Raw genomic sequence first — 13,798 nt, forward strand, 5'->3', positions numbered from 1 at the left:
AAGTTTGCTTATGCCAACTCCACCAAGGACCGTGTTTGTAACCCCGCACCCCGGGCTCCCTCCAGGAAGTCGGCGCCGGCGGTCTCAAAGCCGGAGACGGAACTCATGCAATCGATGAGGAGCACCGTCTGACGCAGACGCTCTACTGGCAACTCTTGCATCAGATCCGTCACCGAAGCCGCCACGCAATGACTCAATGCCTCCCCCGCTACCAAAAGCGTAGCGCCTTGCGCAGACAGCGCCTGCATCAGCGGCCGATTGAGCAAGGTACGTTCGTCGTCCGGTCGCGGCACCTCGGCCTTGAAGGCACTGTACTGCTCAGTCAGCGGATTCTGGCCTTTGAGCACCTTGTGGCACACCCGCCCGGTCTGCAGTTCCCAGGCGGCGATGGCCTCGCTCAATCCACTGTGGATGTTGTGACCCCAGGTGCCCAGCACACAATGCACCGGCCAGACGATGAGTTGGCGCTGGCCTGTCGCCTCCAAAGCATGCAGATAACTGAGCACCTCATCGGTTAACGCAGCATGCCGCGGACGGTACACACCCTGCTGAACCTGTGCGGCTGTGATCAGTGTGAATGGAGCCACATCACCGCCATCCGCCTGCTGCCAGAACGTGGTGCGCTCCACACCCACACTGGCGTGCGAATCGAGGGTTACGGTGATGTCGCGAACTCGCTCTGCGTGCTGGATCAGCCAGTCTGCGAGCCGGTGCATATCTGCATTTGCACCGGGCACCGGCAAAGCCGCACCCTCAATGTCCAAAAAGTCGTTCTGGGGGTCAATGATCAACAGGTCGTAATCAGACATGGCGGAATCTCAGTCAGGTGAAACAGGTTGCAAGGCTTGCAAGGCCCACTGGACGTGCTCTTGCACCAGCGGGTCGGGATGATGGATGCGGTGTTGCAAGGACCGGACCAGCGTATCGCGCTCCATGTCCCCCAAGCGCTCTGAACGCAGGGCGTTTCCCATCGCAACAGACACATTGCGCAACCAGCGCACATGGCCGATACGGCGTATAGGGCTGCCTTCCGTCCGCTTCAAAAACGTGTCTTCTGTCCAGTCCAGCAGAGTAGCCAGCGCCTGGCCGGCCAGCCCCTCGCGGGCATCAAAATCCGGCAGGCTGCTGCGCTTGGCGAATTTGTTCCAAGGGCAGACCAGCTGGCAATCGTCGCAGCCGTAAATGCGGTTGCCGATCAGCGGGCGCAGCTCCAGCGGAATAGGCCCGTCGTGCTCGATGGTGAGGTAAGAGATGCAACGCCGGGCATCCAAGCGGTGCGGCGCGATGATGGCCTGGGTGGGGCAGGCTGTGATGCAGGCATTGCAGCTGCCACAGTGCGCCTCGGTGGGCGCTGTCGCCGGTAGGGCCACGTCCACATAGATTTCACCCAGAAAGAACATGGAGCCGGCCTCGCGGTTCAGTAGCAACGTGTGCTTGCCGCGCCAGCCCTGGCCGCTGCGCGCAGCCAGCTCGGCCTCCAGCACCGGGGCGCTATCCGTGAACACGCGATAGCCCAAAGGGCCCATGTGGGCGTAGAGTTGGTCGGCAAGCTTTTGCAGGCGGTTGCGCAGCACCTTGTGGTAGTCCCGCCCGCGGGCATAGAGCGACACAATGCCCTCCTGCGGACGCTGCAGGCGGGCCAACTCCACATCCGCCCATCCGTCGGTCGTGCCCATGGGCAAGTAGTCCATGCGGGTGGTGATCACGCTCAATGTGCCGGGCACCAGCTCGGCGGGGCGGGCACGTTTGAGACCGTGGTGGGCCATGTAGCCCATCTCACCGTGGAAACCGTGCGACAACCACGCCAATAAACCGGCCTCCGCAGAGGACAAATCCACACCGGCCACGCCAATTTGGGAGAATCCAAGTTCCCGGGCCCAGCCCTGCATCAAGGCGACCACATGGTCGCCATCGAATTGAGCCTTGATTTGAGTGCTGTTGATCGTCACGACCCCATTGTAGAAAGCGCTGCCCCCGCCCCTGTGCTGGTGTGGGCAGATGAAGCCGCCACCGCCGCCTTCGCTGCGCACTGGGCGACACAGCCCGAACTGGCCCATGCCTTCATCGCGCTGCATGGCGATCTGGGGGCCGGCAAAACTACGCTGGTGCGCCACCTCTTGCAGGCGCTGGGCGTGACCGGCCGCATCAAGAGCCCGACCTATGCGGTGGTGGAGCCCTACGAGCTGCCCGCCCTGAACATCTGGCATTTCGACTTCTACCGTTTCAACGACCCGCGCGAATGGGAAGAAGCGGGCTTTCGCGACATCTTCGCCAGCCCCGGCCTCAAGCTGGCGGAGTGGCCGGACAAGGCCGCCAGCGTGCTGCCCGCGGCCGATGTCACCCTGCACCTGCGCACCCTGGACGACCAGCGCCGCGAGGTCACCCTCATGCCCGGTACTGCCCGTGGTCAGACGCTGGTGCGCAGCGCGCTGGAGGCCCGCGCGTGAAGCGCCGCACCCTGCTGCAAGCCGGTGGCCTGGTGCTCACGCTGGGCGCGGCCGAGATTGCCAAGGGTGCAGCCATCATGACGGTACGCGTCTGGCCCGCGCCTGAGTATTCGCGGGTCACCATCGAGTCGGATACCGCGCTCAGCGCAAAGCAATTGTTTGTGCCCAGCCCCCCCGGCTGGCGGTGGACATTCAGGGCATCACCCTGAACCCCGCGCTCAAAGAGCTGGTGGCCAAGGTCAAACCTGATGACCCCAACATTGCCGGCATCCGGGTAGGTCAGTTCACCCCCGACATCGTTCGCCTGGTAGTCGACCTCAAGCACCCTATCCGCCCCCAGGTCTTCAGCCTCGCGCCGGTGGCGGCCTACCAGCACCGGCTGGTGCTGGATTTGTACCCTGTCGCCGAAATCGACCCGCTCGAAGCGCTGATTGCTGACCGGGCGGTAGAGAGCAAGGCTGCGCAGGCCGCCAAAGCTGCGGCCCAGGACCCGCTGGAACTGCTGATTGCGCAGCACAGCCAGCGCCCCGCTACCAACAGCCCCGCCATGGCCGCCAGTAGTCCCAAAGCGCAAGACGCTACAAAAACAGGAGCTACCCGCGCAGATTCCACGGGCGCTAGCAACCAAAAAGACTCCAATTCACCTGCAGCAGGCACCACCACCGACCGGCTCATCATCATTGCCCTGGACCCCGGCCATGGGGGCGAGGACCCCGGTGCCATCGGCCCGGGCGGCACCAAAGAAAAAGATGTGGTGCTCAAGCTGGCACACCTGCTGCGAGCGCGTATCAACGCGGCCAGCGTCAACGGAAACGCCATGCGCGCTTTCCTGACACGGGATGCCGATTTTTTTGTCCCACTGGGCACCCGTGTTCAAAAGGCCCGCCGGGTACAGGCCGACTTGTTCATCAGCATCCACGCTGACGCATTTTTCACCCCGGACCCCCAAGGGGCCAGCGTATTCGCGCTCAGCCAGGGGGGAGCCACCAGCAGTGCAGCACGCTGGATGGCGGCCAAAGAAAACAAGGCGGACATGATTGGTGGCCTCAACGTCAAAGCCAAGGATGCGACGGTGCAACGCGCCCTGCTGGACATGAGCACCACGGCCCAGATCAACGATAGCCTGAAGCTGGGCGGCAACCTGCTGGGCGAAATCAAGCGCGTGGGTAAGCTGCATAAACCCCGTGTGGAGCAGGCGTCGTTTGCGGTCCTCAAGGCACCGGACATTCCCAGTGTGCTGGTGGAGGCTGCCTTCATCAGCAACCCCACGGAAGAGACCAAGCTCAACAGCGAGGATTACCAAAACCAACTGGCTGATGCCTTGATGCGGGGCATTGAGGCCTACTTCGCCAAGAATCCACCCCTGTCCCGTAACCGGACCACGAGCTGACCTCGAAATTCAATCAAATCGAAAAACAAATTATTGATTATTTTGTTTTTTGCGCGAAACTGCGGTCTGAATCAGGTATTGATTGACTATTTGAGACCTAGTAGGAACCCTAGACTGACCTCTTCTTCAACACGTTGGAAGGGAGGTTGTCATGGCTTTGGTGGAGAGAATTCAGGCAGCAGTCGCGCGCACCGAGACGCTGCCGTTCAGGGTTGAAATCGCCACGGAGGCACAGATGGATGGAGTCATCCAATTGCGGGCTGCTTCTTACGGGAAACATCTGCCGGAGCTCGGCGCCAAATTGAGAGAGGCCGAGGCCGCCGATTTTGAACTCGGCTGCGAAGTACTGGTCGCCACCTCCAAACTCGACGGCTCCGTACTCGGCACCTTGCGCACCCATGCCAATGTGGTGGCACCGCTGCCCTTGGAGGCTTCGATGACTCTCCCTGAAAAGTTCGACGATACATTGATGGTCGAAACTACTCGCCTTTGCATCAAAGGTAGTTCTCAGGGATCACTAGTCAGGTCCGCACTGTTTAAAGCACTTCATCAGTACTGCATGGAACAGGGCGTGAATTGGATGCTAGCTGCCGGCCGGAAACCCGTAGACAAGATTTATGACTGGCTACTTTTCTCTGACGTTACGGAAAAGTCGATGTTCTTTCCCATGCAACATGCCGGAATGGTTCCACACCGCGTGATGTATTTTTCACCTCAAGAAGCCAACGCACTTTGGCTGACCCATCAGCACCCGCTTCACAGCTTCGTATTTGAAACTGTTCATCCTGATATCGATCTTTCCAAAGCGCGACCTTTAGCCATCACTCCCGAGTATTCAACTCTTTTTACACCCGCAATAGAGCCCGTTGCAGCGGCTTTCAACAGAGCCCAATGATTGCCGTCAGTAGCTACTGAATAGAAGAAAATGCCGAATCAGAAAACAAGCGCATGCTAGGTTCTTCTTGACTTTGCAATTGCTTCAGGAACGCGAGTATTTCAGGGTCTTCCACGAAATCTGCACCACTTCTTGCAGCTAGGATCTGGTCCCCCTCGACAGGCTTGCTGATGCCATAACCTTGGGCATAGTCAATGCCTGCCTCGTAGAGGACCTTGATGGTGGGGAGGTCCTCCGCGAATTCGCCGACCGACTTCATTCCCAGACTACGCACCAATCCGGCGATGGACACAATAATGGCCTGTCCCGCCTGGCTTCTGACAGCATCGCGGACCAACGAACCATCGAGCTTTAGAGAATCGACCGACAGACCTTTGAGATAACCGAAAGACGAGTATCCGGCTCCGAAGTCATCCAGTGCGACCTTGCCCCCCATGGAGCGCACCCGGTCAATGAAACGCTGCATGTTGCGCATATCGGTGATAGCCACGGTCTCGGTAATCTCGATACAGATTTTCTCAAGTGCCACGGGGTGCTGCTTGAACAAAGCAAACAACTCTTCGGTGAACTGCTCGTCATTCAGTGAGCCCCCGGAAAGGTTCACCCCCACGAAATGGGTGTTGCGCAGTTCGTGCGTGTGAGCCTCTAGCCAACGGATCGCCGTATTCACTACCCATCGGTCAATGATGGCGGTTTTGCCATGAGCCTCTGCGGCTTCAATGATGGTGCCCGCAGGCACTATTAAGCCATCCGCCTTGCGAAGGCGAACCAGCATCTCAAAGTTCAAAGAGTCGAAGGGTCGGCTGAGCGACACCTCCGGTTGCATTACGAGGAACAAGCCTTCCGGAGTCTCTCCACGCTCCAGACAATTGATGAGGTCCAACTCGTCCTGATGCTGTTGGAAAAACCGGTCGCCGGACTGCATCACCACCATGCGCTGATGCGGGCGCTTTTTGGCCATCCGACACAAGGTGTCAGCAGCGGAAACAATGTCTTTGAGTTCGGAGTTCTTGAACTGTTCAGTACCCACCAAGCCGGCAGACACATCCAACGCAAAACTTTGGCTTTCCATCTGGAAAGGTGCCGAGCCGATCAGCGTCGTGATGGTGTTGCACTTGATCTCACACTCCGCCATGTAGCCTTGATAGAAAACAACAACGAATTCATCACCGCCTATGCGGGCCAACAAGTCTCCCGGCTGCAAAACACGCTGCATGCGCTCGGCCACCTGCTTCAGAACCAAGTCCCCTGCAGTGTGACCGTACAGATCATTGATCAGCTTAAACCTGTCCAGATCAAAATATGCCAAGGCCACCGGACGTTGTTGGGCGGCACCAGCTTTCAGCCCCAAGCCCCGCAAATTCAGGCACCCGGTAAGGGGATCATGGCTGGCCAAATATTCCAGCCGCTCTGTGGCGGAAACACGCTCTGTGATGTCCTGCAAGGAGCATTCGATAATGCTGCCGTCTACCGTGGATGCGCGGATCGCAAACCAACGTCGTGTGAGACCGTCCTCGCTCTCAACGCTGGTTTGTAATTCGAGGGTTCCACCTGCTTTTTCAAGGTGCAGAGCAGCAATTCTTTCTACTGTCACGGAATCAAAAAAATCCGACAACCGGATGTGGCTACTTTGTAGCTCTGCCCTCATCAATGATTCAAATGCGGGATTCATCTTGCTGATGAGGACGCCGTCACCCACGGAAAACAAGCCTATTGGAGAGTCTTGGTAGGCTGCCTCAAGCAATTGCTGGGCTTTCAACGTCTGAAGACGATGCGTTCGCATGTGCTCGGCAACTGCAGCGGATGCTAAAAGCGCAGAGGCGATCGCCGCAGAAACACTGTTTAGCCCAACAAGCAATGCCCGCTGGTCTAAAGCAGCGGCAACCACTTCGTTAAGGCTGGCGCCCAAGGTCACTGCCATAGAAGCGACATACCACCCAGCAACCCGTGAATGGTTGCCGACCAGAATGAGTATCAAGTAACAAAAAATGACCGCGACACCAATCGCTGTACCCAGCCAGACCCCTACCAACATCACCTCAAATGGAAGAAGGGGGCCCAAGACAAGCGCAGCCAATGCAGACACTTGCAAGATATTGAGTGGCTGCTGAAAAGCGAACTTTCTCAGCTCCTTGCTGAATAGCAAGTTGAACAAAACGATGGTGATTGCAAAGTACGAGCAAACCGTGAATTGTCTTATCGCTATCAAGTAGTCCGCAGGTATCTGATAACCGAAAAACTCGAAATCGGTTCCTGCAGAGATACCTGCCATCCGCATGTTCAGGAGCAACCAGCCCACAAACGTAAGGTACAACCGGCTTCTGTTGACTATCGCGGTCAAAAGCATGAAAACAGCCAGAATTCCAATCGCCGACTCAATCATGATTCCCGAGCGGTAATGCGCGAATTGGCTCCTTTCCAACGACTCATGCGTCCAGCCTTCAGCTGATATCTTCGCTGGCCCCCGGAAACTTGCTTTGCAAAGTAGCGAATGGGTTGCTAGTCCTTCCAAGTCCAACGAGAAACCGGCTCTACTGATCGCCATGCGTCCGTCCGTTGAAGATCGATTTCCAGTTCCCAGAACCACGCCTGATTCGGCATCCCAACAAGACAACGACATCGCATGCCGGGAGGGAAAATCAATCACAGGAGCATCGCTGTAAACGCTCAAAGCAATCCAGAATGGCCGTGCGGAAAGATGGGTCTCCAAGAGTTTTGAGGGCGAAACAGCATTCAGCATGGCTGAAGCCAATTGCGCACTCGAAGTGCCTGAGGGACTACTGTCCTCCCAGACTCTCAACTCAAGCTGGCGACCCGCATTGTTTTCAAATCGGCCAGAATGCGTTAGCAACGCAACCGCGGCCAGTCCGATCAACAAGACAGGAAAGACGAAAGTCGTCAGTCGCTCCAGCAGAGGTCCAACAAGTTTTTGCACAGTGGTCCGATAAATTCAGGCAGGCCGTTTGACGCGGCTCTTGAGCGCTCCCAACATGACGAAGAAACCGGGAATCAGGATCATGGCCCAGATGATTTTGTCCAAGTGCGCCTTCACCCAAGGGAAATTCCCGAAAAAGTAGCCTACCGTGACAATACCGCCTACCCACAGGGCGCCACCAGCCACATCAAAAAAAGTGAACTTCGAGCGTGTCATTTGTGCCACTCCGGCCACAAAAGGCGCAAAAGTTCTCAGAAAAGGCATGAAGCGTGCTGCCACGATCGTGATGCCGCCGTACTTTTCATAAAACGCATGCGCCTGATTGAAAGCCTGCTTGTTGAAGAAGCGGGAGTCCTCCCACTGGAACACTTTGGGCCCGATAAAGCGCCCTATCGTGTAATTGCTCTGGTTGCCCAACACGGCCGCCGCGAACAATAGGCTGACGGACACGGTGTAGTCCATCAAGCCCACACCGCACATGGCGCCCACGACAAACAACAATGAGTCACCCGGCAGAAACGGCATGACCACCACGCCGGTTTCCACAAAAATGATGGCGAACAACAAGGCGTAGACCCACAGACCATAGGTCTGCACAAAGACCTCCAGGTGTTTGTCGACATGCAGGATGAAATCAAGAAGGGTCGTGATGATGTCCATGACCTGATTATGGCGGTGCCCTGCCGGTCACATCAGCAAAACGCAGATGTTGTTGCCCACGCTTCTGGCAGGGAGCGACCTAAACATCCAGCAACGCACCTTGGCAGACACCTGCTGCCGATGCTTCATGCATAGCTTCCACAGTGAACCGCCCGGGAGGCTCACATTCCGGATAGAGACGACTGGACGCGCCCGCTACAGGGCCGGGCGCCTAAAATGCCTTGGTGAACGCTCCACTGACCACTGCCCCCCGCCGCCCCATCCGCGAACTGCCCGACGAACTCATCAGCCAGATAGCGGCCGGTGAGGTGGTGGAGCGTCCCGCCAGCGTGGTGCGTGAGCTGGTGGATAACGCGCTGGACGCCGGTGCCACCCAAGTCACCCTGCGCCTGCTGGCCGGTGGTGTGCGCCTTATCAGCGTGGAAGACGACGGCCAGGGCATCCTGCGCGACGAGCTGCCCATTGCCTTCAAGCGCCACGCCACCAGCAAGATCGGCAACCTGCAGGACTTGGAAAGCGTGGCCACCATGGGCTTTCGGGGTGAGGCATTGGCCGCTATTAATTCCATAGCTGATTGCGCAATCCTGTCGCGCGCCAGCGGCCTGAATGACGCCTATCTGCTCGATGGCCGGACCGGCGAACTGCGCCCGGTGGCGCGGGGCCAGGGCACCACCGTGGAAGTCAAAGAGCTGTTTTACAGCACCCCGGCGCGCCGCAAGTTCCTCAAGACCGACGCCACCGAACTGGCCCATTGCATAGAGTCTGTGCGCCGCCATGCCCTCGCCCGTCCCGATGTGGGCTTTGCCATCTGGCATGAAGGCAAGTTGGTGGAGCAATGGCGCCGCTGCCTGGACACTCCGCTGGCCGAAGCCACGTCCGAAGCCGCACTCGCTGCTCTCGACCAACGTCTGTCTGATGTGTTGGGCCCCGAGTTTCTTGCCCAGAGCGTACGGGTCGATTGGCACAGCAAGCAAGCCAACGAATTCGGCCAACCGGCCCTTCGCGTCTGGGGCCGTGCCGGCGTGCCCGACGCCGCCCGCTCGCGCGCCGACCAGCAGTTCTGCTACGTCAACGGCCGCTTTGTGCGCGACAAGGTCCTCACTCACGCGGCGCGCAGCGCCTATGAAGACGTGCTGCACGGCAACCGCCAACCGGTCTATGCCCTGTATGTCGCCATGGACCCTACGCGCGTAGACGTGAACGTGCATCCCACCAAAATTGAAGTGCGCTTCCGCGACAGCCGCGAAGTGCACCAGGCCGTGCGCCATGCGGTGGAGGACACATTGGCCGCACCGCGTGCTGCAGCCGCAGCCGGCGCCACAGCCGGCCAGCCCCAAGCGCCCAGCCTTTTCGGCACCACCAGCGAAGCCAGCGCCCTACCCACACCGGGTACTTATGTGCCCAACAGGCCAGTAGCGCCCATGTACAGTGCGCAACCAGCTATCAAATTCGAAGCAGAAGAGGGTTTGATAGGCCACCGCGTCAACGACATCAGCCTGCTCTGGCAACGTAGCGCCAACCCAGAAGGCGGGATGGCTGAGCGTTTTGCGCAGGTCAAGGGGGAGCCCGCACAGCGGGCGGAGGACACGGAGCAAAGCGCTCAGCCATCCCGCCTTCCTGCAATCGAAAAAGCGTGGTCCGTGAGCCGCGACGGCAACGAAAATGCTTGGCCCTTAGGCCGCGCGATTGCCCAACTCCAAGGCGTCTACATCCTCGCCGAAAACAACCAAGGCTTGGTCATCGTGGACATGCACGCCGCCCACGAACGCATCGTTTACGAGCGACTCAAACAGCAAATCAGCCTCACCGCCCCCGACGGCACCGTGCACCCACTGGCCAGCCAGCCCCTGCTGATCCCCGCCACCTTCGCCGCCACCCCCGACGAAGTAGCCACCGCCGAAGCCCATGTGGGCACGCTCAACACCCTGGGCTTGGAGATCAGCCCCTTCTCACCCAAAACCCTGGCCGTGCGCGCCGTACCCACCACCTTGGCACAAGGCGATGCGGTGGAACTGGCGCGCAGCGTGCTGGCCGAGCTGGCCCAGCACGACGCCAGCACCGTGATCCAGCGCGCCCAAAACGAAATCCTGGGCACCATGGCCTGCCACGGCGCGGTGCGCGCCAACCGCAAGCTCACGCTGGAGGAAATGAACGCGCTCCTGCGCGACATGGAAGCCACCGAACGCAGCGACCAATGCAACCACGGCCGCCCCACCTGGCGACAGCTAACACTCAAAGAGCTGGACAGCCTGTTTTTGCGCGGACGGTAAATGCACACCCCGGTGCCAGGCCTGAGCTCTGAGGCTTGCGCGGCCCAGAGTGCCTTGTTCGCACTGGCCGACACCGGCAAAGCTGCCACGGCTGCACGCTACTTCCAAAGCGGACCGGGCCAGTATGGCGAAGGCGACCAGTTTCTGGGCATCCGCGTGCCGGTGATCCGCGAAACCGCACGGCAGTTCAACACCCTCACGCTAGCCGACTGCGCAGCCCTGCTGCAGTCCCCTTACAACGAGGTGCGCGTCCTGGCGCTGGACGTGATGGTGCGGCGCTTCGCCAAAGGCAAGGTGGATGTGCAGACCGCCGTGTATGCATGCTTCATGCAGCACCGCGACCGCATCAACAACTGGAATCTGGTGGACGGCTCAGCGCCCTATATCAGCGGCCCGTATCTGCTGAAACGCGACCGGGGCATCCTATGGGAACTCGCAAACTCCCCCGTACTGTGGGACCGGCGCATCGCAGTGCTCAGCACCTTCGCCTTTATCCGTGCAGGCGACTTTGACGATGCGCTGAAACTTTACGCACAGCTTCTCACTGACCCGCACGACCTGATGCACAAGGCCTGCGGCTGGATGCTGCGAGAGCTGGGCAAACGGGACGAGGCGCGACTGTTAGGTTTCTTGCACACCCACTACGCCGCCCTGCCGCGCACCACGTTGCGCTACGCGATTGAGAAATTTCCCCCGGAGCAGCGTAGCGCGATGCTCAAGGGTGACTTCCCGATCCGCTAAGCCGCACACCCAAGCTGCACCCTTACAACCACGGTATGCTAGACGTCTGACGTCTTCAGGCTACCCCATGTACGCTTGCCTTTTCTTTCTCGCCGAGGGGCTCCGCCCCTTCCGAAAAGCCGCCCTCTGCGCACTCTTGTGCTGCACTCTGAGCAGCCACGCCCAGGACAGACGCAGCGTCACCGAACCCACTCTGCCCACCACCGTGTGCACGACGCTGGAGCCTCGTAGCACCGGCAACGAGGCAGCAAGGCTGCAAGCCGCCCTCAACGCTTGCCCTGCCGGCCAGGCCCTGAAGCTGCAACGTGGACCGCTGGGCGACCGGTTCATGTCCGGCCCCTTGCGCATACCTTCCGGCGTCACCTTGTGGATCGATGCGGGCACCACCTTGGCCGCCAGCACCCGGCCGGCGGACTTCGACACGGGCAGTGGCCAATGCGGCCGAATCGACGCGCTGGGCAAGGGTTGCCAGGCCCTGCTCACCCTGGAGAACACCGAGTACAGCAGCGTCATGGGCGAGGGAGAAATCCTGGGCCAGGGCGACCAGCGCATGGAGGGCAGCACCGAGACCTGGTGGCAGCTGGCGCGCCGCGCCCAGCGCGAAGGCGGCAAGCAAAACAATCCGCGTCTCATCCAAATCAACCAATCGCGCAATGTCGTGCTGTACAAAATCCGGCTGCGCAACGCGCCCAACTTTCATGTGGTGCTGGACCGGGTGCAGGGCTTCACTGCGTGGGGCGTGGTCATTGACACCCCGGCCGATGCCCGCAACACCGACGGCATAGACCCCGGCGCGTCCGAAGACATCACCATCGCGCACAGCTTTATCCGCACGGGGGATGACAACATCGCCATCAAGGCACTGCGCGGCCCCAGCCGTTTCATCTCCGTGCTGGACAACCACTTCTACAGCGGGCACGGCATGTCCATTGGCAGCGAAACCAATGCCGGCGTCAGCGATGTGCTGGTGCGCGGCCTCACCCTGGACGGCACCACCTGGGGCCTGCGCATCAAGAGCGATGCAGACCGGGGCGGGCTGGTCGAGCGGGTGCGCTATGAAGATGTGTGCCTGCGCAACAACCGCTGGCCCCTCAGCCTGACAACGCAATACGCCAAGGGCGCCGTGGGCACGTCCATTCCGCAGTACCGCGACATACGCTTCCAAAGCGTGCGCGGCCAGGGTGGCCAGCCCGAGCTGCAGGGCTTTGACGAGGCCCATGCGCACCAGGTGCTGCTGGACGGTGTACACATCGAGGGCGCGGCCCCCTGGAAGGTGAGGCACACCCGTCTGGACACCGCCACGCCCGCCAGCCCCCTGCCCGATTGCACTGCGCGCTGGCTCCCTTTTCCCGAAGCCAAAGACAGCGCGCTTCCTGCACCCACTGGCCAGGTGCTGCTGGTAGGCCCCGGCCGGCCCTATGCCAGCGTGACCGCAGCGCTGGCCGATGCGCGTGCTGGCGCCACGGTGCGCATTGCCCCCGGCACCTACCGCGAAGTCGTACGCCTGCAGCTGCCGGGCCTGCGCTTGCTGGGCGAAGGTGCCACACCGCAGGACGTGGTGCTTGAAGAAAGCCGCAGTGCCGCAGACACGGGCACCACCAGCAAGTCTGCCGTGGTGTTTGCGGAGGCCGATGGCATTGAGATCCACAACCTCAGCATCGCCAACCGCTTTCACGAAGAGCACCCGCAGGTCACCCAAGGCGCCCAAGCCGTGGCGCTGTACGCCAGTGGCGACCGCCAGCGTTTTGTGGGCCTGCGCCTGATCAGCTTTCAAGACACGCTGTATGCCGCACGCCGGGCCTGCAACAGCGGCGCGGCCTGCCCGCCGGCGCGCCAGTTCTACCGGGACACCGTCGTCATCGGTGCGGTGGATTTCATCTTTGGCAACGCACTGGCCTACTTCGATGGCCTGGACATCTACGGCATAGAACGCCCCCAAGTCATCGTCACCGCCCAAAGCTGCCAAACGGAGGGCGAAGTCTGCGGCTATGTGTTCCGCAACAGCCGCGTCCACGCTGACGCGGCCGTCCAGCACATCGTGCTGGGGCGCCCATGGCGTGCCCTGTCGACGGTCACTTTTTTGGACAGCGAGCTGGATGGCCGGGTCATTTCCGCCGGCTTTATCGACTGGAACCAGGAAAACCGCTTGCCCACCACCCGCTATGCCGAAGTGAACTCACGGGGCGCAGGGGCTGTGCCGCCGGGCACCCGTCAGCCTCATATGCACACACTGGATGCAGCGCAGCTACACACTATCTCCAGCGCTAACCGCTACCTGGCTGGCAGCGACGGTTGGCAGCCGGAGCGCAGCGAACCGTAGCCAAAAATAAGCTCTGGCACACACCAGATGTGCACAAGCAGCTCCTAAAAATATAGCAATCTACCCTAGCGAAGCGGCTGATGCAGCTGGCGCGATCACGGTCAGGAAGCGTTCGGCGCGCCAGGGGCACATCAAGCAAC

At 60.2% G+C, this 13,798-nt stretch carries 11 protein-coding genes; 7 read left to right on the forward strand and 4 right to left on the reverse strand.

The window, feature by feature from the left end:
- Positions 1-8: 8 nt before the first annotated feature.
- Complete coding sequence (locus tag RAN89_RS15450) at positions 9-809, reverse strand: cysteine hydrolase family protein (RefSeq protein WP_313867137.1); 801 nt, start codon at positions 807-809, stop codon at positions 9-11.
- Between the two features lie 9 nt (positions 810-818).
- On the reverse strand, positions 819-1,889 hold the full coding sequence (gene queG, locus RAN89_RS15455; protein ID WP_313869414.1) for a tRNA epoxyqueuosine(34) reductase QueG: 1,071 nt from the start codon (positions 1,887-1,889) through the stop codon (positions 819-821).
- A 39-nt stretch (positions 1,890-1,928) separates the two neighbouring features.
- Here queG and tsaE point away from each other — a divergent pair, with 39 nt between their 5' ends.
- The 4 genes from tsaE to RAN89_RS15470 all read left to right on the forward strand — a co-directional run bounded on the left by tsaE (position 1,929) and on the right by RAN89_RS15470 (position 4,732).
- Entirely contained in the window at positions 1,929-2,447 is a 519-nt protein-coding gene (gene tsaE, locus RAN89_RS15460) for a tRNA (adenosine(37)-N6)-threonylcarbamoyltransferase complex ATPase subunit type 1 TsaE (protein WP_428984459.1), read from the forward strand.
- Complete coding sequence (locus RAN89_RS18640) at positions 2,444-2,656, forward strand: hypothetical protein (protein WP_428984460.1); 213 nt, start codon at positions 2,444-2,446, stop codon at positions 2,654-2,656. The genes tsaE and RAN89_RS18640 overlap by 4 nt, the downstream gene beginning before the upstream one ends.
- The gene (locus RAN89_RS15465; RefSeq protein ID WP_428984461.1) at positions 2,632-3,837 is read left to right on the forward strand and encodes an N-acetylmuramoyl-L-alanine amidase; all 1,206 of its coding nucleotides are present in this window, start codon (positions 2,632-2,634) and stop codon (positions 3,835-3,837) included. Before RAN89_RS18640 ends, RAN89_RS15465 begins: the two co-directional genes overlap by 25 nt.
- Positions 3,838-3,988: 151 nt before the next feature.
- Complete coding sequence (locus RAN89_RS15470; RefSeq protein WP_313867138.1) at positions 3,989-4,732, forward strand: N-acyl amino acid synthase FeeM domain-containing protein; 744 nt, start codon at positions 3,989-3,991, stop codon at positions 4,730-4,732.
- Between the two features lie 13 nt (positions 4,733-4,745).
- Here the strand turns inward: RAN89_RS15470 and RAN89_RS15475 are convergent, their stop codons facing one another.
- The gene (locus RAN89_RS15475; protein ID WP_313867139.1) at positions 4,746-7,667 is read right to left on the reverse strand and encodes an EAL domain-containing protein; all 2,922 of its coding nucleotides are present in this window, start codon (positions 7,665-7,667) and stop codon (positions 4,746-4,748) included.
- Positions 7,668-7,682: 15 nt separating this feature from the next.
- The gene (locus tag RAN89_RS15480) at positions 7,683-8,327 is read right to left on the reverse strand and encodes a VTT domain-containing protein (RefSeq protein WP_313867140.1); all 645 of its coding nucleotides are present in this window, start codon (positions 8,325-8,327) and stop codon (positions 7,683-7,685) included.
- Positions 8,328-8,551: 224 nt separating this feature from the next.
- Between RAN89_RS15480 and mutL the strand changes: the two genes are divergently transcribed.
- The 3 genes from mutL (at position 8,552) to RAN89_RS15495 (ending at position 13,658) form a co-directional block, all read left to right on the forward strand.
- A complete protein-coding gene (gene mutL / locus RAN89_RS15485) occupies positions 8,552-10,597 on the forward strand; it encodes a DNA mismatch repair endonuclease MutL (RefSeq protein WP_313867141.1) in 2,046 nt (681 codons plus the stop codon).
- Positions 10,598-11,338, forward strand: coding sequence for a DNA alkylation repair protein (locus tag RAN89_RS15490; protein WP_313867142.1), 741 nt, complete (start codon positions 10,598-10,600; stop codon positions 11,336-11,338). It begins immediately after the preceding gene.
- 67 nt (positions 11,339-11,405) lie between these two features.
- The gene (locus RAN89_RS15495; protein ID WP_313867143.1) at positions 11,406-13,658 is read left to right on the forward strand and encodes a pectinesterase family protein; all 2,253 of its coding nucleotides are present in this window, start codon (positions 11,406-11,408) and stop codon (positions 13,656-13,658) included.
- The last annotated feature ends 140 nt before the right edge of the window (positions 13,659-13,798 follow it).

The sequence above is a fragment of the Rhodoferax mekongensis genome (genome assembly GCF_032191775.1).
Lineage (GTDB): Bacteria > Pseudomonadota > Gammaproteobacteria > Burkholderiales > Burkholderiaceae_C > Allorhodoferax > Allorhodoferax mekongensis.

Bases quoted from the DNA above. Each gene is read 5' to 3' on its own strand.
- RAN89_RS15495 (WP_313867143.1), top strand. From the start codon at position 11,406: ATGTACGCTTGCCTTTTCTTTCTCGCCGAGGGGCTCCGCCCCTTCCGA.
- RAN89_RS15470 (WP_313867138.1), top strand. From the start codon at position 3,989: ATGGCTTTGGTGGAGAGAATTCAGGCAGCAGTCGCGCGCACCGAGACG.
- RAN89_RS15450 (WP_313867137.1), bottom strand. From the start codon at position 809: ATGTCTGATTACGACCTGTTGATCATTGACCCCCAGAACGACTTTTTG.
- queG (WP_313869414.1), bottom strand. From the start codon at position 1,889: ATGCAGGGCTGGGCCCGGGAACTTGGATTCTCCCAAATTGGCGTGGCC.
- RAN89_RS15490 (WP_313867142.1), top strand. From the start codon at position 10,598: ATGCACACCCCGGTGCCAGGCCTGAGCTCTGAGGCTTGCGCGGCCCAG.
- RAN89_RS15480 (WP_313867140.1), bottom strand. From the start codon at position 8,327: ATGGACATCATCACGACCCTTCTTGATTTCATCCTGCATGTCGACAAA.